Source organism: Allobosea sp. 05T433, from assembly GCF_056396065.1.
Genome location: NZ_JBFTKS010000010.1, coordinates 127,426 through 149,333, shown reverse-complemented (window position 1 = coordinate 149,333; position 21,908 = coordinate 127,426). Strand labels below are relative to the sequence as shown.

General features: G+C 65.1%; 21 protein-coding genes. 11 read left to right on the top strand and 10 right to left on the bottom strand.

The annotated features are described in order from the left end of the window. Positions 1-2 precede the first annotated feature (2 nt). The 5 genes from AC1DGP_RS16140 to fliL all read right to left on the bottom strand — a co-directional run bounded on the left by AC1DGP_RS16140 (position 3) and on the right by fliL (position 6,540). Positions 3-3,434, bottom strand: a complete 3,432-nt coding sequence (locus AC1DGP_RS16140; protein WP_476832310.1) for a hypothetical protein — start codon at positions 3,432-3,434, stop codon at positions 3-5. A 114-nt stretch (positions 3,435-3,548) separates the two neighbouring features. After that, positions 3,549-4,382, bottom strand: a complete 834-nt coding sequence (locus AC1DGP_RS16135; RefSeq protein ID WP_476775885.1) for a MotE family protein — start codon at positions 4,380-4,382, stop codon at positions 3,549-3,551. Then, positions 4,379-4,837 (bottom strand): DUF6468 domain-containing protein, encoded by a 459-nt coding sequence (locus tag AC1DGP_RS16130; protein WP_441491489.1) that lies wholly within the window; start codon positions 4,835-4,837, stop codon positions 4,379-4,381. The genes AC1DGP_RS16135 and AC1DGP_RS16130 overlap by 4 nt, the downstream gene beginning before the upstream one ends. 17 nt (positions 4,838-4,854) lie before the next feature. Then, positions 4,855-5,991, bottom strand: coding sequence for a flagellar motor switch protein FliM (gene fliM / locus AC1DGP_RS16125; protein ID WP_113513509.1), 1,137 nt, complete (start codon positions 5,989-5,991; stop codon positions 4,855-4,857). 39 nt (positions 5,992-6,030) lie between these two features. Further along, positions 6,031-6,540 (bottom strand): flagellar basal body-associated protein FliL, encoded by a 510-nt coding sequence (fliL, locus tag AC1DGP_RS16120; protein WP_441491488.1) that lies wholly within the window; start codon positions 6,538-6,540, stop codon positions 6,031-6,033. Positions 6,541-6,832: 292 nt separating this feature from the next. Here fliL and flgF point away from each other — a divergent pair, with 292 nt between their 5' ends. From flgF to flgH, 4 genes are read left to right on the top strand one after another with little or no spacing between them, the layout of a single operon-like run. Beyond that, positions 6,833-7,576, top strand: coding sequence for a flagellar basal-body rod protein FlgF (gene flgF / locus AC1DGP_RS16115; RefSeq protein WP_069879978.1), 744 nt, complete (start codon positions 6,833-6,835; stop codon positions 7,574-7,576). A 20-nt stretch (positions 7,577-7,596) separates the two neighbouring features. After that, on the top strand, positions 7,597-8,388 hold the full coding sequence (flgG, locus tag AC1DGP_RS16110) for a flagellar basal-body rod protein FlgG (RefSeq protein ID WP_069879979.1): 792 nt from the start codon (positions 7,597-7,599) through the stop codon (positions 8,386-8,388). Positions 8,389-8,399: 11 nt separating this feature from the next. After that, positions 8,400-9,449, top strand: a complete 1,050-nt coding sequence (flgA, locus tag AC1DGP_RS16105; RefSeq protein WP_476775886.1) for a flagellar basal body P-ring formation chaperone FlgA — start codon at positions 8,400-8,402, stop codon at positions 9,447-9,449. A 23-nt stretch (positions 9,450-9,472) separates the two neighbouring features. Continuing rightward, on the top strand, positions 9,473-10,225 hold the full coding sequence (gene flgH / locus AC1DGP_RS16100) for a flagellar basal body L-ring protein FlgH (protein WP_441491486.1): 753 nt from the start codon (positions 9,473-9,475) through the stop codon (positions 10,223-10,225). A gap of 238 nt (positions 10,226-10,463) precedes the next feature. Here the strand turns inward: flgH and dksA are convergent, their stop codons facing one another. From dksA to AC1DGP_RS16085, 3 genes are all read right to left on the bottom strand, one after another. Beyond that, positions 10,464-10,886: an RNA polymerase-binding protein DksA gene (gene dksA / locus AC1DGP_RS16095; protein ID WP_113513504.1), complete on the bottom strand. Its 423-nt coding sequence runs from the start codon at positions 10,884-10,886 to the stop codon at positions 10,464-10,466. 187 nt (positions 10,887-11,073) lie between these two features. Then, positions 11,074-12,003: a hypothetical protein gene (locus AC1DGP_RS16090; protein WP_441491485.1), complete on the bottom strand. Its 930-nt coding sequence runs from the start codon at positions 12,001-12,003 to the stop codon at positions 11,074-11,076. Between the two features lie 82 nt (positions 12,004-12,085). After that, complete coding sequence (locus AC1DGP_RS16085) at positions 12,086-13,459, bottom strand: MBOAT family O-acyltransferase (protein ID WP_441491484.1); 1,374 nt, start codon at positions 13,457-13,459, stop codon at positions 12,086-12,088. 337 nt (positions 13,460-13,796) lie between these two features. On the opposite strand from AC1DGP_RS16085, the gene AC1DGP_RS16080 reads away from it, so the two are divergent. From AC1DGP_RS16080 to fabF, 7 genes are all read left to right on the top strand, one after another. Beyond that, positions 13,797-14,531, top strand: coding sequence for an ABC transporter permease (locus AC1DGP_RS16080; RefSeq protein ID WP_441491483.1), 735 nt, complete (start codon positions 13,797-13,799; stop codon positions 14,529-14,531). After that, a complete protein-coding gene (locus AC1DGP_RS16075) occupies positions 14,524-15,276 on the top strand; it encodes an ABC transporter ATP-binding protein (RefSeq protein ID WP_441491482.1) in 753 nt (250 codons plus the stop codon). Before AC1DGP_RS16080 ends, AC1DGP_RS16075 begins: the two co-directional genes overlap by 8 nt. Beyond that, positions 15,273-16,232, top strand: a complete 960-nt coding sequence (locus AC1DGP_RS16070) for an ABC transporter substrate-binding protein (RefSeq protein WP_476775887.1) — start codon at positions 15,273-15,275, stop codon at positions 16,230-16,232. The genes AC1DGP_RS16075 and AC1DGP_RS16070 overlap by 4 nt, the downstream gene beginning before the upstream one ends. Next, positions 16,229-16,846, top strand: a complete 618-nt coding sequence (locus AC1DGP_RS16065; protein WP_441491480.1) for a hypothetical protein — start codon at positions 16,229-16,231, stop codon at positions 16,844-16,846. Before AC1DGP_RS16070 ends, AC1DGP_RS16065 begins: the two co-directional genes overlap by 4 nt. Further along, on the top strand, positions 16,843-17,484 hold the full coding sequence (locus AC1DGP_RS16060) for a hypothetical protein (RefSeq protein WP_441491479.1): 642 nt from the start codon (positions 16,843-16,845) through the stop codon (positions 17,482-17,484). The genes AC1DGP_RS16065 and AC1DGP_RS16060 overlap by 4 nt, the downstream gene beginning before the upstream one ends. 80 nt (positions 17,485-17,564) lie before the next feature. Next, positions 17,565-18,080, top strand: coding sequence for a winged helix-turn-helix transcriptional regulator (locus AC1DGP_RS16055; RefSeq protein ID WP_441491478.1), 516 nt, complete (start codon positions 17,565-17,567; stop codon positions 18,078-18,080). A gap of 9 nt (positions 18,081-18,089) precedes the next feature. After that, on the top strand, positions 18,090-19,355 hold the full coding sequence (fabF, locus tag AC1DGP_RS16050; protein ID WP_476775888.1) for a beta-ketoacyl-ACP synthase II: 1,266 nt from the start codon (positions 18,090-18,092) through the stop codon (positions 19,353-19,355). 11 nt (positions 19,356-19,366) lie between these two features. On the opposite strand, the gene AC1DGP_RS16045 is transcribed toward fabF, so the two are convergent. Both AC1DGP_RS16045 and AC1DGP_RS16040 read right to left on the bottom strand, forming a co-directional pair. Beyond that, positions 19,367-20,896, bottom strand: coding sequence for an acyl-CoA carboxylase subunit beta (locus AC1DGP_RS16045; protein WP_441491476.1), 1,530 nt, complete (start codon positions 20,894-20,896; stop codon positions 19,367-19,369). Between the two features lie 89 nt (positions 20,897-20,985). Beyond that, positions 20,986-21,774, bottom strand: coding sequence for an ATP12 family chaperone protein (locus AC1DGP_RS16040; protein WP_476775889.1), 789 nt, complete (start codon positions 21,772-21,774; stop codon positions 20,986-20,988). Between the last annotated feature and the right edge of the window lie 134 nt (positions 21,775-21,908).

The window sequence follows — 21,908 nt, the reverse complement described above, 5'->3', positions numbered from 1 at the left end:
GGTCAACCGCGGCCTGGCGCTGCGCCCGGGCTCGCCTCGGCGCCGGTCGAGCTGGGTGGTGCTGCCTGTTCGGGCTCGGCTTTGGGCCGGCTGCGCACAGCGCTTGAATAGGCCGGATAGCGCTCGCGATAGGCCCTCATGAACTCCGACAGGTTGTCGGCACCGGAAACGGCGCGCGCCATCTCGCGTATATCGGCGGCATTGGCACGGTTGGCCCCGGTCGCGAAGGCGAAGGTGCGAGCATCCGTGCTCTCGGCCATCTTGGCGGCGAATTTCGTGCGCAGCCGGTCGAGCGACAGAGCCTCGTTCGACATCACATAGGAGACGGCGGCGCGCATCACGTCGGCGCGCTCACGCTCGTTCAGCGGCGCGTTACCGCGCCAGCTTTCGCCCAAAATGCGTTCATGCGCTTCGCCAGCGTCGCGCCAGCGGCGGCCCTTCCAGTAAATATCCGAGCGCAGCCGGTCGACTTCCGGACCGCGCTCGATTTCGAGCATCTCGAGCGCCTGGTCGGTGCGCGAGAGATCGGAGAGGGCCTTCGCCTCGAGCAGGAGCCGCGCCCGCTTGACGTCTCCCGGCAGTTCGATCAGCCGCGTCGAGGAGATCGCCTGCAGCGCTTCGGCTGGCTTGCCGTTCATCAGCGCGATCATCGCAAGGCGTGCAGCCATCGTCGACCGCGCGGCGCCGGTCAGGCGGGCCTGCATCTGATAGCGCAGAATCTCGCTCGCCTGGTCGAGCAGGTCGAGTTCCACCAGCCGGTCGGCGAGAAGGCGGGCGATTTCGTCGCCGCGCCGGCCGATCGGCAGGAATTCCTTGAAGTCGTAGAACAGGGCCAGCGCTTCGATGCGCGGCAATTGTTCCTGCGCTGCGTCGCGATTGCTGAAGATCTCGGCGAAGCGCTGGGCCGTTTCATCGTGAAGGCGGCGCGTCAGCGGATTGTCGGGGTAGTTGTTGTTGGCGCGGCGCGCGATCTGGAAGGCGTCACGCCAACGGTGCTGCGCGGTATAGAGCCGGCCGAGCTCGGACAAAGCCTCGATCTCGATTTCGCCGCCGCGCCAGATGATCGACACCGTCTCGAGCCTGCGGGTCGCCTCATCAGGCGAAATGTCCTGGCGTTTCTCGGTCTGCACCAGCCGGATGGCACGCAGTTGCGCCTCCGCTGCGACTGGCCTGCTGGCGGCCTCGAATAGCGGCTTGTAGCCGTTCAGCGCGGCCTCTGGGCGACCGCTGACATCATCGAGCATGGCGCGAAGGAGTGCGAGCTCCTCCTTGTCCACAAGATCGCGCGGCAATTCCGAGAGCCGCTCGATCTGGCGCTCGGCCGTCGTCATATCCTGCATGGCCATGGCTGCGCGCGCCATCGCCGGGCGGAACTGCACCTGCAGATCATCCGGGTAGCCGTCGAGCGTCGCCTCGGCGCGCCGGAAACCGGCAAGCGCCTGGGCCTGGCGCCCGAGCCGCTGTTCGATCAATGCGCGCCAGAGCCCCGCCTCGGCATCTTCCTTGAGCGGGCCGGCCTCGAAGGAAGCGAGAGCCTCGGGGTTACGGTGCATCTTCGCCGCGATCACACCCTTCAGGAACAGAGCCTCGCGATTGCCGCGCATGGCGGCATCGTCGGCCAGCATCGCCTGGAGAGGCCCCGCGGCCTCCGGCATCAACCCGTTTGCGGCATAGAAGCGGGCGAGAGCCAGCCGTGCTTCGGATTTGCGGCTGCGCGAGGCGTCGGCGACATCGCGCAGCAGCTCACGCGCACGTTCACGGACGGCTGCAACGCGCAGCTTCGCCCAGAGCTCCGGGCTCAGCAGGGGCGGGGGCGCCGCGACCGGCGTCTTCGTCTTGTCTTCCTCGCTCTGCGGAAGATCGAGGGTGACGGTCAGGCCGCCGGCGCGCCCGATCAGCGCTTGCTCGGTGCCGGCGCGGACGACGATGTCGTCGGAGCGCGGCATGATGGCGAGGCCATGGGCGGTCTGCATCAACCCAAACTCGACGAAGCGATAGGGCTTGGTCACAGCCCGCGTTGGCCCCAGCGCGGTTGCGATGGCCATGGGCATGCCCGCGGTCCCGCCCTCGATCCAATGCACGCCGGTCATGCCGGGCAGGGGAATGGCGAGGATCGTCTGGCCGCGCTCATCGACCGTGCGTGCAGGGGCGACAGGGTTCGTCGGCTTGCCTGCCTGCTCACCGAAGCCGAGCGTCCAGCCGGTGCCGTCATCGCTGAAGCGCACCAACTGCTGGTTGGACAGGCGCAGCCGGACCAGCGTGGCCTTGCCTTCGCGCGTGACAACGGCTTCCTCGATCAGCTCCGGAAGCATCTGCCGAAAGCTCGCGGGGTCGATCGTGTCGCGGGTGTCGAAGACGAGAGTCACCAGGCCGGCATCGACGAAGGCCGCAGCCCCGGTCGGGCGCGGGAAGCGGAAATCGATGCGGCTGCCATCCGGGCCCGCCGATGACTGGATCTTCACGAGCTGAGGCGTCGGGTCGATGGCCGGCGCGGTAGGCTCTGCGGCTGGCTTGGCGACTGGAGCAGCTTGCTGTGGTGCCGGTGCCTCGCTTGCAGCTGCCGGCTTGACGGCAGGGGCGGGCGGCTTGTCCGGCTGATCGGCGGCACTCGCCGGGAGCCCCGTCAGGCTGAGCACGCCGGCCTTGGCCGGCGGCAGCAGATCGACGACGAGGCGGTCGTCGTCGCGGAAGCTGCGAGCCTGCCAGTCCTTGGGCAGGGAAAGGTCGAGCTGGGTATTCTCCGCACCGGTCTCGGTCGAGACGAACCCGACCCGTTCTGGCAGGGCCGACCGGATCGCGGAGGGCTCCACCGTGAGCGATTGGTCGAAGGTGAGCCTGAGCGTGCCGTCGACAAGCTCATGCGCCAGCTTGGTGTCGGAGGGCGCCTGGAAGATCAGGCGCTCGAGTGTCGGCAGCTTGGCGCTGGTCAGCAGGAGAGGCTTGGGGGCAGTTGGTGGGCGGCGGTCGATCTCGCGAGCGCGGGCCTCCGCCAACCGGACACGCTCGGCCAAAGCGGCGATGACCTCGGGCGGAGGGCCGGGCATCACGCCCTTCCAGGTCTCCGGCAGCAGGTCGATGAAGGCCTTGTCGCCGGCCTCGATCAGGTTCGCCTTGTAGGGGCGAGCGAGAGCAAAGCGCATGCCGCGGCCATCAGGGTCGATCCGCGCGATCGAGACATAGTCCGGGAGTTCCTTGGCGATCTTGTTGACGTCGATCTTCACGGGGCCGCCGAAGGCAACGACCAGGACGCCATTGGCGACCCTGACGCGCACTGGCATCGGCTCGTCGAACGTCAGCGACAGGCGCCCGAAGCCGGGCGGCATGGCGGCACCCTGCAAGGTCGCCGTTGCCCCAAGCGCGGGCATGGACAGGCTGGCGGCAACGCCAAGCGCGGCCAGTCCGACACCAAAGGCAAGAGAACGCGGGAAACGCAAACCGGTACACTCACGCAACGCGACACCAGTGCCCGGCACGACCGCAAGACGGCAGCCCGAGCGCTATCGACGGTAAGGCGTCAAGGATAATGGCGGGTTAAGGACGCGCGAGGGTCAGCGTCGCTGCGGCAGCGCGACGGCGGGCAGCTCGTTGCCCGACAGGGGCGCTGATTCGGCGGCAAGACGCGGGAGGCTGGGCGCGCGCGCCGGGGTAGCCAAGGCAACGGTCAGCTTCTCCGCAGCATCCGGTGACATTGCAGCGAGCACATCCGACATTTTGCGCGGATTCATCTGCTGGACCACGGGAACCAGCACGCTGAGGTTCAGACGGTCGAAGACCTTTGCGGCGTCCTTCGGCTTCATGGTCTCGTACATGATGACGAGGTTCTTGATCGCCTTGCTCTCTTCCTCGGCCTGTTTGGCCTTGGGGCCGTCGACCTTGTCCTCGAGCTGCTTCAGGTCACCGACGCGGCCGTCGAGTTTCTTCTCTGCCGTGTCGAGCAGGCGCTCGCGCATCTCCAATTCGCGCATGCGCGCCTCGATCTCCTCGCGCCGCTCGCCGAGTCGCTCCAGTATCGCGCGCTCGGCAGGCGAGGTGGTCCTGGCGGTGCCATTGAGGACATCGGCCTTGTTGTTCGGGTTGGCCGCGCGTGCAGCCTCGGCCTTCGCCTCTTCCTCCGGCTTGGCCTTGGGCTTCTCGATCGTGCCGGTGGTTTCGGGATCGAGGAACGTATCGGGAGCGTGTGCGCGGGCTATGACCTTGGCGAGGCCCCAGACTTCGGGTTCCGTCTTGAGAGGCTGTGCGGCGGGCTGGGTCTTCGCAAGCGCCTGCGCGCTGGCAGGCCCCTTGGCGGGATAAGGCTCCGACGTCCAGGCGATCAGCTTCAGCGCCAGGAGGCCCATGGCGCCGAGGATCACTGCCGGGATGAGGCGGGGCCTCTCGATCACGCCGCCTGACCTTCCAGCCGCTTGGCGGCGCGGGCCCGGATCGCGGCGGCGGCGTGCGCGGCATTCGTCAGGCGCGAGACGGTCGGTTCTTCGGCAACCTCGGGCACAGCATCTGCGGCCTTGGGCGCAACCAGCGTGGCGGCGCTGACGATCTGGGCGATGCGTTCCATGACGTCCTGACCGGCCTCGACCTGGGCCGCGAGATCGGCGGCATAACGCTCGGCCGTACGCAGTCTCTCGGCCAGCGTCCGGTCGCAGTCGCCGAGCGTCAGTTTCAGGCCGGCGATGGCGCGCTCGGCCGTGTCGGTGGCGGAGATCAGGGCGCCGATGGTCTGTCGCATCGCGCCTTCATCCGCCTTGAGCCGCTCGATTCGCTTGGACAGGACATAGCAGGTGATGATGGTGGCGACGAGGAGGCTGGCGACCAGCGCATCGGCGATGAGGGTAATCGTCATGGCGTTGTCCCCGGGCGTCAGATCGGCGAGCCGAGATGGCTTGTGGCGCTGTCGAAGGCTGCGATCGTGGTCTTGGAGCGGCGTAGCGGGCTGACGACCTGGACGGCGATCTTGTCGTCGACGCGCCCGATGCGACCTTCGCTGACCATGAAGTCCCCGCAGCGCAGCGAAACCACTGAATCCGGGCGCGCGTCGAACATCAGCGTGTCGCCGATCTCGAGCTTCATCACGCGCTTCAATGGCATCTGGGTTTCGTGGAGCACGCATTTCACCGCGACGTCAGTCTGCCAGACCTCGGTTGCGAGGTGGTTTTCCCAGATCGGGTCGCGGCCGAGCTTCTCACCCATGAAGCTCTCGAGGAGCAGTTCACGGATCGGCTCGATCGTCGCATAGGGCAGGAGGATGTGCAGCGAGCCGCCGCGCCCCTCCATGTCGAAGCGCAGTTCGACCCGGATCGCTGCGTTGGCCGGGCGCGAGATCGAGACGAAGCGCGGATTGGACTCGATCCGGTCGACCTTGAAATTCACCGGCGAGAGCGGCTGGAATGCCGCTTCGGCATCGCTCAGGACGAGCGCGATCACCCGCTTCAGCAGATTGAATTCGATCGACGTGAAGGGACGCCCGTCGACCCGCGGGGCAGGCTGCCCGCGCTTGCCGCCGAGCATCGTGTCCAGCACCGAGTAGATCAGGGAGGACTCGATCGTGATCAGGCCGAAATTGTCCCATTCCTCTGCCTTGAAGACCGAGAGCATGGCGGGCAGAGAGATCGAGTTGATGTAGTCGCCGAAGCGCACGGAGCGGATGCTCTCGAGGGACACCTCGACGTTGTCGGTGAAGAAGTTGCGCAAGCTGGTCGAGAGCAGCCGAACCAGACGCTCGAAGATGATTTCGAGCATCGGCAGGCGTTCATAGGATACCGAGCCGGATTCGACGATCGCCTGGATGCCGTTGCGACTGTCCTTGTCGTCTCCAGCCGAGAAACCTAGCATCGTGTCGATTTCGTCTTGGCTCATCAGGCGGTCGGTACCGCCTTCGGCCTCGCCTTCCTCCTCGACGGTGTCCGGCATGGTGGCCCATTCCGCCGCCATGTTCTCCGGCGTCAGAGGCTGGTCCTTGGGAAGGCCGCCGGTCTGTTCAAGTTCGCTATCGGCCATGGGACGCTCGGCTGATGGTCAGGGATCGGAGAGGCCGGCTCACTGGACCAGCAGTTCCTTGAACAGCACCGCTTCGACCTTGGCCGGATAGACGGTGACGTTCACGCGACGCAGAAGCTCTTCCTTCAGCCGGTAAATTCCGGCGGAGCCGTCGAGATCGGCGGGGCGCAGCTCGCGCATGAAGACCTGAAAGGCATCCTCGACACGCGGCAGCAGCGGCTTGATCTCCTCGGAGGCCTTGGCATCCGCGATCTCGAGCACGACCTTGATCTTCATGATCGGCTGGCGGTCCTGCTGGCCGCCGCTTGAAATGCCGATCATCATGTCCTTCATTTCGACGAAGGTTGCCGGCTTCTTGACGTTCTTGGCCGCTTCCGCTGCCGCAAGCTGCTCTGGTGAAGGCTTCTTCAGGAAAAACCAGCCACCGCCACCGAGAGCGGCCAGCAGCACAACGCCACCGACGATCATCACGAGCTTCTTCTTGCCCGCCTTCGGCGCGCCGGCGCCGTCTGCGGCCTCGTCGTCGCTGCTCTTGGTCTTCTTGGCCATACCTGTCTGCCCGGGTACCGGAGCGCGGCTCCATTCTGGGCGGCTCACTCCTGCAAATCTGCCGAAACAGGGTTAACGTCTCGTTAAGGACGGCAGTTTTTGCCCGGTCGTTTCTGCCCGTCGACACGCTGTTGCCGAGCGGGTGGCGCAGTCCGGGTTGAATAATATCTCTTATATTTCAAAGCGATGATATCAGTTAACCACGTTGGCACGGGGGTTGCGGTGACTGATCTGCGAAGGCTGCGCTGGGGAGCGTCGAGGCTTTCGCGGGACATGATCGGGAGTTACCGCCGTGGAGAACATGCTTCTCGTCGGCCTGTCGCGCCAGATGGCTCTGGCGCGTGAGCTGGATGTTATCGCCAATAACGTGGCGAATGTCGGCACGAACGGCTTCAAGGCGCGTTCGGCGCGCTTCAATGAGTTTCTCATGCCCCAGGCGAGTGCCGAGGGCTTCAAGGCGCCTGACCGCAAGCTCTCCTATGTCATCGACAAGGGCACCCCGGTCGATCTGTCTCAGGGCGTGATCGAGCGCACCGGCAATCCGCTCGATGTGGCGTTGCGCGGCGACAATTTCCTCGTGGTGCAGACCCCGCAGGGCGAGCGCTATACGCGCGCCGGTTCGCTCTCCATCAATGGCCGCGGCCAGCTCGTCACCCAGGGTGGCCAGCCGGTCCTGGGAGAGGGCGGCCCGATCCAGTTCGGCGATACCGAAACCGGCGCCAGCATCGCTACGGACGGCACTGTGTCGACCAATCTCGGCACGCGCGGCAAGCTCCGCCAGGTGCGTTTCGCCAATCCGGCTGCATTGAGCAGCGACGGCACCAATCTCTTCGCTTCGACCGCTCCGGCTCAGCCGGCCGGGCCACTGGCCCGCCTCGAGCCCGGCGCGGTCGAGACATCCAATGTCAAGGCGGTGATCGAGATGACGCGGCTGATGGAGGTCCAGCGCTCCTACCAGAGCATGGCGAACCTGATGTCGAAATCCGACGAATTGCGCAGCCGGGCGATCTCGCGCCTCGCTGACCAGCAGGCCTGACAGGAAAAGGAGCCAGCACAATGCGCGCCCTTCAGACCGCCGCGACCGGCATGATGGCCCAGGAACTCAACGTTCAGGTCATCTCCAACAACATCGCCAACGTGCGCACCACTGGCTACAAGCGCCAGCGCGTCCACTTTCAGGATCTCCTCTACGAGAACTTTCGTCGGGCCGGTTCCGCCACCTCCGATCAGAACACGCAGGTGCCGGCGGGGACCTTCATCGGCTCGGGCGTCAAGACGGTTTCGACCGGTCGCGTGATGACGCAGGGCAACATGACGTCGACCGAGAAGGAATACGATCTCGCGGTCAAGGGCGAGGGCTTCTTCCGTATCCGCATGCCGGATGGACGGACCGCCTATTCCCGCGACGGCTCGTTCGATCTCGACTCGCAGGGGCAACTCGTCACCCGCGACGGCTATCAGGTCGAGCCGGGCATCACGATCCCGAACAACGCGACCAGCGTCAGCATCAACGCGCAGGGCACGGTCGAAGTCAGGCTCCCCGGCCAGACCGCGCCACAGCAGATCGGGCAGATCCAACTTGCCCGCTTCATCAACAAGGTCGGACTTGAGTCGCTCGGCGACAACCTCTTCATCGAGACGGCTGCCTCGGGCCAGGCGATCGATGGCGTCGGCGGGGCGGAGGGGTTCGGCACGCTCCAGCAGTATTCGCTCGAAGAAGGCAATGTGCAGGCCGTCATCGAGCTGTCGTCGCTGATCTCGGCCCAGCGTGCCTATGAAATGAATTCCAAGGTCATCACCGCCGCCGACCAGATGCTGTCGGCGACGACCCAGATGTTCCGAGGGTGAGGACCATGCTCATGATCCGCTCCTCCAGCCTTCTTGTTTCCCTGCTCTTCGCTGGATCTGCGCTGGCGGCTCAGCCGCACCAGGCCGCGTCTGTCGCGACGGCCGCCTTGCCGGCGGAAAAGGCGCATCCGGCCCCGGCCCTTCGCCGGATGCAGTTGCGCAACGAACTCACGCTGTCGCGCGACCTCGTCACCTTCGGCGATCTGATCGCCGGCCTTTCCCCGCAGGACGCCGCCATGCCGGCCTTTCGGGCGCCGGTGCTCGGCGAGACCGGCACGATCCAGGCCGCCCGCATCATCGAAGCCGCGAAAAATGGCGGCGTCATCCGCGAGGCCAGCGATATCGACAGCCAGGGCATCGCGCAGGTCGTCGTTACCCGCGCGGCTCGCCGCGTCATGGCCTCCGATGTCGAGGGTGCGGTGAAGACCGGGCTGCTGGAACGCTTCGGTGTCGATAGCCGCATCTTTGCGCTGGCCGTGGACGGGGGCACGCCTTCGATTGCGGTCGAGCCCGAACTGACGGGCGCCATGACGGTGGTCGATCTGAGCTATGACGCCCGGTCGCGTCGCCTCCAGGCTTTGCTGACGGTGCCCGGTAGCGCCGCGCTGCGCCTGAAGCCGGTGCGGATCTCGGGGCATCTGGTCGAAACGACGGAAGTCGTGGTTCCGCTCCGCGCGATTGCCCGCGGCGAGACGCTGACCGCCGCAGACGTGATTGTCGAGCGGCGCCCGCGTGAAGGCCAGGGGGGGGAGCTGATCGCCGAGATGAAGGGAGCGGTCGACAAGGTTGCGCGACGTGCGCTGATGGCCGGAATGCCACTGCGCAATGGCGATGTGCAGCGCGAGGAGATCGTCGGCCGCGGCGATCTCGTCACCATCGTCTACGAGGCGCCGGGCCTGCTTCTCACCATGCGTGGGCGCGCCGGAGAGGCTGGCGCGAAGGGCGATGTCGTCAGCGTCACCAATCCCCAATCCAAGCGTGTGTTGCAGGGCACGGTCAGCGGTCCCGGCCGGATCACGGTCAAATCGGCCGGTATTGGCCGCGTCGCCAACGCGCAGTAGTCACGAAGATGCGGAATATCATCATGTCCCAGGCCAAGCTTCTCAGGTTCTCGAGCATCCTTGCGCTCGGTCTCGCGCTCGGCGCCTGCGGCGCTGCCGACCGGCTCGCCAATGTTGGCCAGGCACCAGCGCTCTCGCCGATCGAGGATCCGACCGCGGTGAAGGGCTACAAGCCCGTGCAGATGCCGATGCCGGCAGTCGAACATGCCTCCTTCGCGCCGAACTCGCTGTGGCGCACAGGCTCGCGCGCCTTCTTCAAGGACCAGCGCGCCCGCATGGTCGGGGACCTCGTCACGGTCAAGGTCAAGGTCACCGACCGGGCCCAGCTCGACAACACCACCAAGCGCAGCCGCAAGAACGGCGAGGATTTCGGCGCAGCGAGGATCATGGGGTTCGAGAACAAGCTCGACAAGTTCCTGCCGGACGGCTCCAGCGCAGGCGAACTGCTCAAGCTCGATTCCGAGGGGTCGAGTGAAGGCTCGGGCTCGGTCCGCCGCGCCGAGCAGCTTGCCACCAATGTCGCTGCCGTGGTGACCCAGACCCTGCCGAACGGCAATCTCGTTATCGAAGGCAAGCAGGAGATCCGGGTCAATTTCGAGGTGCGCGAGCTGATCGTCGCCGGTGTGATCCGGCCCGAGGACATCGAATCCGACAACACGATCGATTCCAGCAAGATTGCCCAGGCGCGTATCGCCTACGGAGGCCGCGGTCAGATCACCGATGTCCAGCAGCCGCGCTACGGCCAGCAGGTCATGGATATCCTGCTGCCCTTCTGACGGCCCTTCGAGAAACCCGGCCAGGCGAGGTACGCTCCCCGCCTTTCCCTCCCTGGCCGGCGGGCTGCTTCCTCCCGAGGCAAGCCCCTGTCCTGGATGCCAGCCACGCTCCCCCAGCTTTTATGGCTGGCATCCAGTGAAACCCCGCGCCTCCCGCGCGGGGTTTCCTCCATTCCAACAAAAAAGCCTTTCGCCGGCGGCGAAAGGCTCTCTTCAGACTGTGGATGGCGGAAAAGGTTCAGTCGTCGCGGAAAACACGTTCGTTGCGCTCGTGACGCTCCTGCGCCTCCAGCGAAAGGGTTGCGATCGGCCGGGCCTCGAGGCGCTTGAGCGAGATCGGCTCGCCGGTCTCCTCGCAATAGCCGTAGTTGCCCTCGTCGATCCGTGCGATCGCAGCTTCGATCTTGGCGATCAGCTTACGTTGACGGTCGCGAGCGCGCAGCTCGATCGCGCGATCGGTCTCGGATGAGGCGCGATCGGCGATATCGGGGTGATTCTCGCTTTCGCTCTGCAAGGTGACCAGCGTCTCCTTGGCTTCCTTGAGGATCTCCTCCTTCCAGGCGAGCAGCTTGCTGCGAAAATATTCGCGCTGACGCTCGTTCATGAAGGGTTCGGAGTCGGAGGGTCGGTAGTCGGCGTCCAGGATGATCTGTTTCGACATAGGCGCGCTCTCTGAGTGTCTGTTTCCGGCGTGCCTACCGACTCTGCCTTAGTCGGGCCGCCGATTTGGCGCCCTTATAGCGAGGGAGAGAGACAGTAACAATCGCGATCGATGCAGTTTCAACCAATCTCGCGAAGTCGTTGTCATAAAAATGAAATCCGTCGTTCTCCGGGCATCTTTGCCAAGCTTATCGCAGAGACGTGAGCGCTGCCGCAATGCTCGTTTCGACCTCGCGGGCGACAATCTGACGGTAATGGCTATGGTCGAAGAAATTGGAAGGCTCACGGATCAGGGGCGTGTCGCGACGCAGATCGACAAGCTTCGTTGCAGGGCGTTCGTCGGCTAGCGCCTGGAAAGCGGCCCGGCAGGCCGCCTCGGCGCGCCCTTCGGGACTGCCAGGTGCCGGCAGCGCGGTAATATGGAGCGGCGGACGCACCAGCACCACGGGAGCGCCCTTTGATTCTGCCTCAAGAAGAGCAGCGAGCGCGGTGGCCGCCGGGAAAGGTCCGGTCTCGTTACCACCACTCATATCCTGGTGCTCGAGCAACCTGCGTCGAAGCTCGGGCTTTTCGACATATCCCAGGCCGACATAGCCAGCCTCATAGTCCCAGTATCCATCCGGGCTAGCGCGTTTCGGTGCGTTCCTGATCTCATATCGGATGCGGCGTGGCAGTTCTTCGACGACGTCGTAGCGCATCAATCCGAAGAGATACTCCGCGAAATTGCGGCTGAAGAGCCAGAACGGGAAGGGTTTGCTGACGGGCATGGCCGGGTCGGGCGTGCACCAGGTGTGGTCGACGCTGATGACCAGAGCCTTGGCCGGTTCTTGCCTATGGCGCAGGTACCAGTCGATCAGCACCAGCGTCTCCTTGGGGCCTGTCGCGGGGGCGATCAGCGAGACGAAGGGGATTCCAGTCAGCGTTTTCAGCAGGTCGGGTTTGACCAGTTGGATATGGGAATTGCCGAATATCGCTCCCGAAAATGCAGGGTCGCGGCCGCGGCTGGCGGCGGCTGTGCGCGGTCCCTGCGGGCGAACGCCCTGCTTCAATGACAGTGGTGAGCGCCCGCTGTCATAGGGGTCGATCAGGATGGCTGCGGCGAAGAAGGCGGCTAGCAAGAGGCCTCCCGCAGTCAGAGAGACGCGGATAAACCGCTGCCAGCGCATTCCTGCGGCCGGGTTGGCCTCGGCGCTGAGCCGTTCAGAACTGGAAGTAGATGAATTCATAATTGGCGTCGTCGCCGATCTTGAACAACACAAGCACGAAGAGCACTGCCATCAGCACGGCGATCCACCGCGCCGGCGGCAGCCGGTGCACCAGGGCCCATGCGGTCGGGCCGAGCATCGCAAAGGCGGCTGCGGGCAGCAAAGCGCGCCATTTGAAGCCGGAGCCGAAGGGCGCGAAGCCGAAGAGGCCCTTGTAGATCGTCAGCGCCGCCGGGAAGGAGGAGGCGCGGAACAAGACCCAGCACAGCGTCACAAAGAGCAGGGTCAGGGCCCAGCCGAGCAGCGCCGGCATCGGCAGCTTGGCACGGCGCCAGAGCAGGCAGATGATCAGGGCCACGCCATGGGCGACGCCCCAGGCGATGAAGGTGAGGCCGGCGCCATGCCAGAGGCCACCAAGCGCCATGGTGGCGAAGAGCGCCCAGATCTGGGTCGGCAGTCCCCGGCGCGAGCCGCCCATCCAGATGTAGAGGTAGTCGCGGAGGAAGCGCGACAGCGTCATGTGCCAGCGCCGCCAGAAATCCTGGATGCTGATGCTGCGATAGGGCACATCGAAATTCTGCGGCAGCACGATGCCGAAGAGAAGGGCCAGGCCGAGCGCCATGTCGGTATAGCCGGAGAAGTCGAAATAGATCTGGAAGGTGAAGGCAAGTGTGCCTTGCCAGGCCTCGGCTACTGAAACGACCTGTCCGGCAGCTGCCGCGGCGAAGACGGGGTTGGCGTATTCGGCCAGCGGGTCGCCGAGCAGCACCTTCTTGGCGAGACCGGCAGTCAGGAGCATCAGCCCACGTGCGATGCGTTCGGCCGCGTCGGATCGCAAATAGGGTCGTTCGTCGAACTGATGCATGATCTCGCGCCAGCGCACCAGCGGTCCGGCCAGGACCTGCGGGAAGAAGGCGATGTAGAGCGCATAGCGCACCAGATCGTAGCGCGGGGCCTCGCCGCGCCTGAGATCCGTCAGGTACATCACATGGTGGAAGGTAAAGAAGGAGATGCCGAGCGGAAGCGCCAGATCAAGCTTGGGGACGGGTAATCCCGGAACCATGCCTGCGAACTCAGCGAAAAAATTGAAGTATTTGAACAGCGCCAGCACGGCGAGGTTGAGTGCGATCGCCAGCGAAATCAGGCCGCTTCGCTTGGTCTTCAGGAAGGCTTCGGCGATCCACCAGTTGAGCAGGATCGAGAAAGCCAGCAGCGGGACGAAGCGCCAGTCCCAATAGCCGTAGAAGACAAAGGACAGGAGCGCCAGAACAGGCAGCCGCAGGCTTGGCTGAAAACGCTCGACCAGCCAGTGCAGGGCGAGTGCAAGCGGCAAGAAGCCGAGCAGGAAGACGAAGGAATTGAACAGCATCGAGAGCGGGAAATCTCTTGGGGGCGAGCGCCGCCTTAGACGATTATCTCCCAGGAGTCATGTCCGGGGTCGCGGGCCGGGAGGCCCGGTGAAGCGGGCTTTGGGACGAAGATGCTCGTCAAACGCGCAGTTATTCCGATCTGCAAAGCATGCGCGCCGTTCTGTGTCGCTTGTCGAAAGCGTATTCTTCTCATTAGAATAATTATAATAAATATTCGCGTGATAAATATCGTAATATTGTTGATGCGCTACGAAACAATGCTAGTCAGTCGCGCGGGCGCCGCCGCCTTGCTCTGAAACAATCGTAGTAGCCGTGTCAAAAGGACTGCCCATATTCTTGCTGTTGGGACTGCTCTGGTCTGTAGCCAGTGCGCTCGGTCTCGTTTCGCCCTTCCTGCTGCCTGGGCCGGTCGCGGTCATGGAGGCGGGACGTCAACTCATCGCCGATGGCTCCCTTGTCAGGCATGTGGCGATCAGCTTGCAGCGCGTGATCCTCGGCTATGGCCTTTCCGTCGCCACTGCCTTGCCCCTGGCTCTGCTGTTCGGTCTGCTGCCGCGGTTGCGCGCGCTGGTCGAGCCGGCGCTCGAATTCCTGCGCCAGGTTCCGCCGCTTGCGCTGCTGCCGCTGCTGATCCTGTGGCTCGGTATCGGCGAAGTGCAGAAGATCGGTGTGATCGTGCTCTCTTGCTTCTTTCCGATCTTCCTGGGAGCCCTTGGGGGGATTGCCCAGGCGGATCCGAAGCTCGTCGAGGTCGGCCGGGCTTGCGGCCTGAACAGCTCGGAAATTCTGCGTCGGATCGTTCTTCCAGCCTCGCTTCCGGCCCTCGTCGTCGGTCTGCGGATCGGGCTCGGCTACAGTTGGCGGGCTCTGGTCGGAGCCGAGCTGATCGCGTCGAGCTCGGGGCTCGGCTACATGATCATCGACGCCCAGAATCTTGCGCGCACCGACATTGTTCTCGTCGGGGTCTTTGTCATCGGCGTGCTCGGGCTGATCGCCGATGCCCTGGCCCGGGCCGCGATCCGCCGCAGCGCGCCGTGGCTGCGCTCCCATCTGGAGCTCGGCCGTGTTTGAGGCCCGCAATCTCGGTATGAACTATTCGGTGGCGGGGCGCAGCGTCGCCGCTCTCGAAGGCGTCGATCTCGATCTGCCGCGCGGCAGCTTCACAGCGATCGTGGGGCGCAGCGGCTGCGGCAAGACCACGTTGCTGCGTATCCTCGCCGGGCTTGCCGAGCCGACGTCCGGCACATTGAGTTTTGCTGGCGGCGGGCGCCCGCGCATCGGCTATGTCTTCCAGGAGCCGCGGCTGATGCCGTGGCTCAGCGTCGCGCGCAACGCCGGGTTCGGGCTCCGCGGCCGCATCCCGCAAGAGGTCATCGATCAGCGCGTCGGCGAAGCGTTGGCCCTCGTCGGGCTTTCGGGATTTGCAGAGGCAACGCCCGAGCAGCTCTCGGGCGGCATGGCGCAGCGGGTTGCGATTGCCCGCGCGCTCGTCCTCGAACCGGACCTTTTGCTCATGGACGAGCCCTTTGGCGCGCTCGACGCCTTCACACGCCGCACCATGCAGCAGGAGCTCGTCGAAATCTGGCGTAAGCGCCGGCCGACCGTCGTCTTCGTCACCCATGACGTCGAGGAGGCGGTTCTGCTTGGCGAGGCCATTGCCGAATTGTCGGTGGGCCGGCTCGTCGGTTTGCGCCGGGTCGATCTTCCCTACCCGCGAGACCCTACGGATCCCGCGCTGCTCGCCCATCGCCGTGCCGTGCTCGAGCGCCTGCTCGAAACGAGCAGGCATCCCTTACAGAAGGAGATTGTGTCGTGAAACTTCTGAAGCTGATCGCCCTTGCGGTCATCGTTGCGGCTGCACCTGCGATCTCGGTCCATGCTGCCGACAAGCCATCGAGCGTGCGCGTTACTTATGTGGCGTCACCCTTCAACGTTCCCTCCATTGTCATGCGCAAGAAGGGCTTTCTCGAGGAAGCTTTTGCGGCGGCGGGCATCAACAAGGTCGAGAATCCCGAGATCACCTCGGGCGCGGCGCAGATCCAGGCGCTTGCCGCCGGTGCGGTCGACATTGCCAGCGTACTGGGCGGGACCTCGGCCATTCTCGGGCGGGCGAACGGCATCGACCTCAAGGTGATTGCCGCCTATTCGCGTTCGCCCAAGGCCTTCTTCGTGATGACGACGGCGAACGGCCCTGCTTCGGTCAAGGATCTGAAGGGCAAGAGCGTGGGCGGCCCCAAGGGGACGACGCTGAACCAGCTCCTGGCCGCGGCGCTGGCCGCCAATGGCATGAAGCTCGGCGATGTCGAGTATCTCAACATGGATATCCCGGCGGCGCGGGCAGCCCTTCTGGCGGGCAAGGTTGATGCGGCCACGCTGGCCGGCGCCAATGCCCTGCAGGTCGAAGCTGCTGGCGGGCGCATCCTGGCGAGCGGCGAGGGGCTGATCGCTCCGACCTCGGTGATTGCTGTGCGAACAGCTTTTCTCCGGGACCATCCGGACCTAGTGCAGGCCTATCTCGCAGCTCACGGCAAGGCACTCGCGTTCATGAAGACCGATCCCGAGGAAGCCCTGAAGATCGCGGCCGAGGACCAGAAGATCTCGGTCGAGGACGCGCGCAAGCAACTGCCCTGGTATGATTTCACGCTCGCCATGACCGATGCCGATGTGAAGAACCTTGAAGCCGATCAATCCTTCATGATCGAGGCCGGCATGTTGCAGAAGACCATCGACATGCGCCGCGACCTCATCGATCCGATGGCGTTCAAACCGTGATCGACGCCATCCTCCTTGATTGCGAGCAGAGCGAGACCGGTGCCCAGGCCCTGATCACGGATCTCGCGCTCGGCCCGCGAATCGACCTCGTGCCGTTCTACGATCTCGAACGGACCGCGCTTTCCCGCACGCGCGGCCTGCTGCTCGGATTGCATTCGGACCAGCGCTATCTTGCCTCGCGCCGGGGACAGCTTGAAGCCTTCCTGGCCGGTGGCGGCACGATCGTCGTCTGCGGCCATATCGGGCACCCTTTCCTGGCCGAACTCTCGCGGTTCCAGCCGATCCCCGGCTATCGGGTCGACGATCTCGCGGTCAACCGAGAGGCGGAGCACCCGGTCTGGGCCGGCGTCGATCCTGCGGATCTCTCGAAGCGGCGCGGCGTGGCGGGCTTCTATGGGCGCGGTTCCAACCCGCCACCGCCCGGTGCGCGCATCATCAACAGCCTGGGACCGAGCCGGTCTCCGGTCGATTTCGATTGCCGGCCGGCGGTGGGAGGGCGGTTGCTGGTCCATGCCGGCGCGGATTTGTGGGGCTATTTCGGCTCGGGCAACAGCTCGGAGCGGATCATGCCGCAACTGTTCGACTGGATCGCCAAGCCATCGGAGGCAGCATGACACTCGCGGTGCTGGACGGCGGAACCTATTACCACCAGGAAGCAATCTATGGTCAGCGGCTCGGTGGTCGCTTCGACCGGACGATCTACGCGCCTGAACTGGCTGCGGCCGACCTTGCCGGCTGCGACGCCCTGATGGTGGCGGATCGCATTCATCCGGGCGTTCTGCGGGGCAAGCGCCCGATCCTCCTCGACTATCTGGCCGGTGGCGGCACCCTGATCGTGCTTGGCGAGAACAGCGCCCAGCAATGGGCGCCCGGCGTCTCATGGGAGTTCCGTCCGACCAATTTCTGGTGGTGGCTGGAGCAGGGTGCCGATCCCGGCCACCGCATCGTCGCGCCCGATCACGAACTTTTTCGCCATGTCGGGATGAAGGAGCTGGTCTGGCACTATCACGGCCTGCTGACGCCACCGCCGGGGGCGACCTCACTGGTGGACATCACGCCGGATGGCGACCCTCAGGGCAAGGGCGGCTCGATCCTCTACGACCACCGTCATGTTGGCGGTGGGGCCGGGCGCATGATCGTGACCACGCTCGACCCGTTCTACCATCATGGCAGCTTCTTCATGCCGGCGGCCTCGCGCTTTCTGGGCAAGCTGCTCGACTGGACGGATGAGGCGTTCCGAACCCCGGGATAGCACCCCAGCGAGAGAGACCCCGTACTCCGGTTCGATCCGTTACTTGCAAAATGATAGTAACTGGTCTAGCCGGAGTGAGCATGCAATCCAGGCCCGCTTCACTCTCCGAATGCCCCTGCGCGCGGACGGTCGAAACCGTCTGCGAATGGTGGAGCCTCCTGATCCTGCGCGATGCGTTCCGTGGGCTCACGCGCTTCGACGAGTTTCAGGCGAGTCTCGGCATTGCGCCCAATATGCTGGCTCGCCGTCTCAAGCATCTCACGCAGAGCGGCCTGTTCGAGCGGCGGCTCTATCGCGAGCGGCCAAAGCGATATGAGTACCTGCTGACCGCCAAGGGGCGGGACTTCTTCCCGGTGATTGCGGCAATGCTCGCCTGGGGCAACCGGCATCTCGCCCCCGAGGGCGTGTCCGTGCTGCTGGCAGGGCGCGTTTCCGGCCAGCCGCTCGAACCGATCCTGGTCGATGCCGCCAGCGCGACGCCGATCACGTCCGATAATGTCGCTCTCATTCCCGGTCCGCGAGCCAGCGAACAGATGCGCCGGCACATTGCCGCGCAGAGAGGTTTGCGACCGCTCTGTCCCTCTCACATCGAATAGGATCTGCCGATGCGCCGCGTCGTTGTAACCGGTATGGGCGTTGTCTCGCCCCTGGGCTGTGGAACCGAACTGACGTGGTCGCGGCTGCTCGCCGGCCGTTCCGGGCTGCGGCGCCTGCCCGACAGCATTGTCGAGACCCTGCCGGCCAAGGTTGCCGGTGCCGTGCCGACGAAGGCGGAGGACGCTGAGGGGGGCTTCGATCCCGACAGCGCTATTGCTCCCAAGGACCAGCGCAAGATGGATCGCTTCATTCAGTTCGCGCTGGTGGCGGCGAAGGAGGCGCTGGAGCAGGCCGGCTGGGCGCCGACCGATGACGTGCAGCGGGAGCGCACCGCGACGGTCATCGCCTCCGGCATTGGCGGCTTTCCCGCGATCGCCGAAGCGGTGCGCATCACCGATACGCGCGGTGTGCGACGGCTTTCGCCCTTCACGATCCCGTCCTTCCTGGTCAATCTTGCGGCTGGTCATGTCTCGATCGACCACGGCTTCAAGGGGCCGATCGGTGCGCCGGTCACGGCCTGCGCCGCTGGCGTGCAGGCGATCGGCGATGCGGCGCGGCTGATCCGGGCGGGAGAGGCCGATATCGCGCTCTGCGGCGGCGCCGAGGCCTGCATCGATCTTGTCGCGCTTGGTGGCTTTGCCGCGGCGCGTGCGCTCTCGACCGGCTTCAATGACGAGCCCGAGCGTGCCTCACGCCCCTTCGACCGGGACCGCGACGGTTTCGTCATGGGCGAGGGCGCCGGCATGCTGGTGATCGAGGCCCTGGAGCATGCGCAGGCGCGAGGGGCTGCGCCGCTGGCCGAGATCACTGGCTATGGCACCAGTGCCGATGCCTATCACATCACCTCAGGCCCGGAAGATGGTTCGGGCGCGCGGCGCGCCATGGAGATCGCCCTGAAACAGGCCGGCCTGCAGCCGCACGATATCCGTCATCTCAATGCGCACTCGACCTCGACGCCGGTCGGCGACCGAGGCGAATTGGCGGCAATCAGAGCGCTTTTCGGTTCGGAGCGCAGCATCGCGATCAGCGCCACCAAATCGGCGACGGGGCACCTGCTCGGCGCGGCCGGCGGCCTGGAAGCGATCTTCACCATCCTGGCGCTGCGCGACCAGATCGCGCCGCCGACGCTCAATCTCGACAATCCGGACGAGGATGCGGCGGGGCTCGATCTCGTGGCTAAGGAGGCCCGCCCGCTCCAGATGGAGCATGCCATCTCGAACGGTTTCGGCTTTGGCGGGGTGAATGCGAGCGCGGTATTCAGGCGCTGGCAGTAGCTCGCGTCAGCTCACAGCGGAATATTGTCGTGCTTGCGCCAGGGCCGCTCGACGTTTTTGGTTCTGAGCATGGCCAGGGCCCGGGCGATCCGGCGACGGGTCGAGTGCGGCATGATCACCTCGTCGACATAACCGCGCTCGGCGGCGACGAAGGGCGACATGAAGCGGTCCTCATATTCCTTGGTCTGGCGTGCGATGGTCTCGGCATCGCCGCCGCGGAAGATGATCTCCACCGCGCCCTTGGCGCCCATCACCGCGATCTGCGCCGTCGGCCAGGCATAGTTGACGTCGGCGCCGATATGTTTTGAGGCCATCACGTCATAGGCGCCGCCGAATGCCTTGCGGGTGATGACCGTGACCAGCGGTACCGTGCATTCGCTATAGGCGAAGAGCAGCTTGGCGCCGTGCTTGATCAGCCCGCCATATTCCTGCGCCGTGCCCGGCAGGAAGCCCGGCACGTCGACGAAGGTGACGATCGGGATCTCGAAGGCGTCGCAATAGCGCACGAAGCGGGCCGCCTTGCGGCTGGCATCGGAATCGAGCACGCCGGCGAGCACCATGGGCTGGTTGGCGACGACGCCGACGGTGCGGCCCTCGATGCGGCCGAATCCGGTGACGATATTGCCGGCATAGGCCGCCTGGATTTCGAAGAAGTCGCCCTCATCGAGCGTCTTCAGGATCAGTTCCTTGATGTCATAGGGTTTGTTCGGATTGTCGGGTACGAGCGTGTCGAGGCTCATGTCGACACGGTCCGGCACGTCGAAACTCGGCCATTCCGGGACGCCGACCGTGTTGTTGGCCGGCAGGAAGTCGATCAGCCGGCGCACCTGCAGCAGTGCCTCGACATCGTTCTCGAAGGAGCCGTCGGCCACCGAGGATTTCGAGGTGTGGACCTTGGCCCCGCCCAGCTCCTCGGACGTGACGGTCTCGTTGGTGACGGTCTTCACCACCTCCGGGCCGGTGACGAACATGTAGCTGGTGTCGCGGACCATGAAGATGAAGTCGGTCATCGCCGGGGAATAGACGTCGCCGCCAGCGCAGGGGCCCATGATCACCGAGATCTGGGGAATGACGCCCGAGGCCGTGACATTGCGCTTGAAGACCTCGCCATAGCCGCCGAGCGCCGCGACGCCTTCCTGGATGCGGGCGCCGCCCGCGTCGAACAGGCCGACGATCGGGGCCCGCATCTTCAGCGCCATGTCCTGGATCTTGGTGATCTTCTGGGCATGTGTTTCGGAGAGCGAGCCGCCGAAGACGGTGAAGTCCTTGGAGAAGACGAAGACGGTGCGCCCATTGACGGTGCCCCAGCCAGTGACGACGCCGTCACCCGGGATCTTCTCACCCTTCTCCATGCCGAAATCGACGCAGCGGTGCTGCACGAACATGTCGAATTCTTCGAAGGAGCCGTGATCGAGCAGGAGTTCGATACGCTCGCGAGCGGTCAGCTTGCCGCGCTTGTGCTGCGCCTCGATGCGCCTGTCGCCGCCACCCTTGCGCGCGCCCTCGCGGCGGGATTCAAGCTGCTCGAGAATGTCCTTCATGGAAATGCCCCGTCGCCGGTCAGAACGCCTGCGTTCCGGCTTAAGGGGCGAAGGCCATGCTGTCCATCAGCCGTTCGTTCGGGCTTGCGCTATCCGTGTTGGAGCAGAAGCACGGCCGCCGCGAATTCCTGGCGGCGGATCGTTCGCCTGGCGGCGGCGTCCTCATCCTGTCCCCAGATCTCGATCTGATAGTCCTCGTCGAGATGGGCGGCAGTCCATGCCTGCTCTTCGTCCAGCCGTCCGTCGGCGAGGGCCAGCATGAGAATGGCCGAGCCTGAAAGTGTCATCACATTATGCGCTCCGGCGAGCGCCAGAGGCGCGGAGAGATCGGCAACACGCCGGGCGACGGCGTCGAGCAAGCCGGCCGGTTGCGCGGCAAACATCACGCCCTCAGTGAGGGTGAAGCGTGCGTCGAGGGCGGCCTCGGTGCCGGCGATGATCGGGTCCCAGACATCACGCTGGCGCTCGACCAGATTGTCCGGTTCGCTGGCGCGATAGCAGAGCGCGTCGCTGCCGGCATAGCGTACGATCTCGGCGCGCACGGCTTCATGCTGGTCGGACACGCCATCGAGCGCGGAATTGACCAGTCGTGTCAGCGGCATGACGGCGGGGTCGATCCGCTCGCCCTGCGCCTGCCATTCCGCGGCGAGTGCCTCGGCGACCGGGCGCGAGGTGATGGCCAAGGGATTCCGGGCCGGGGTCCGGGCCGTCCGGCCATCGAGCCCGACATGGAAGAGCCCGTCGCGTTCGAGCACACCAGCGGTTTCGTAGAAGCGCTTGGGCAGGGCGTTGCGCATCGCGCTTTGCGCCGCGGCAACGGGATCGGGCTGAGGCGAGCCGGGCGCACCGAACCGCTGGAGAAATGCATCTGTCGACATGCGGGTCCCATAGCGCATTCGGCGCAGGCGGGAAACGGTCCTGGCGCCGGTTGACGTTAGGAGGAGCGTGCTCTAAACGCCCGTCCTCCCGCGCCTATGCGCGCGGAAATGAACGTGTTGGAGAATGTCATGTT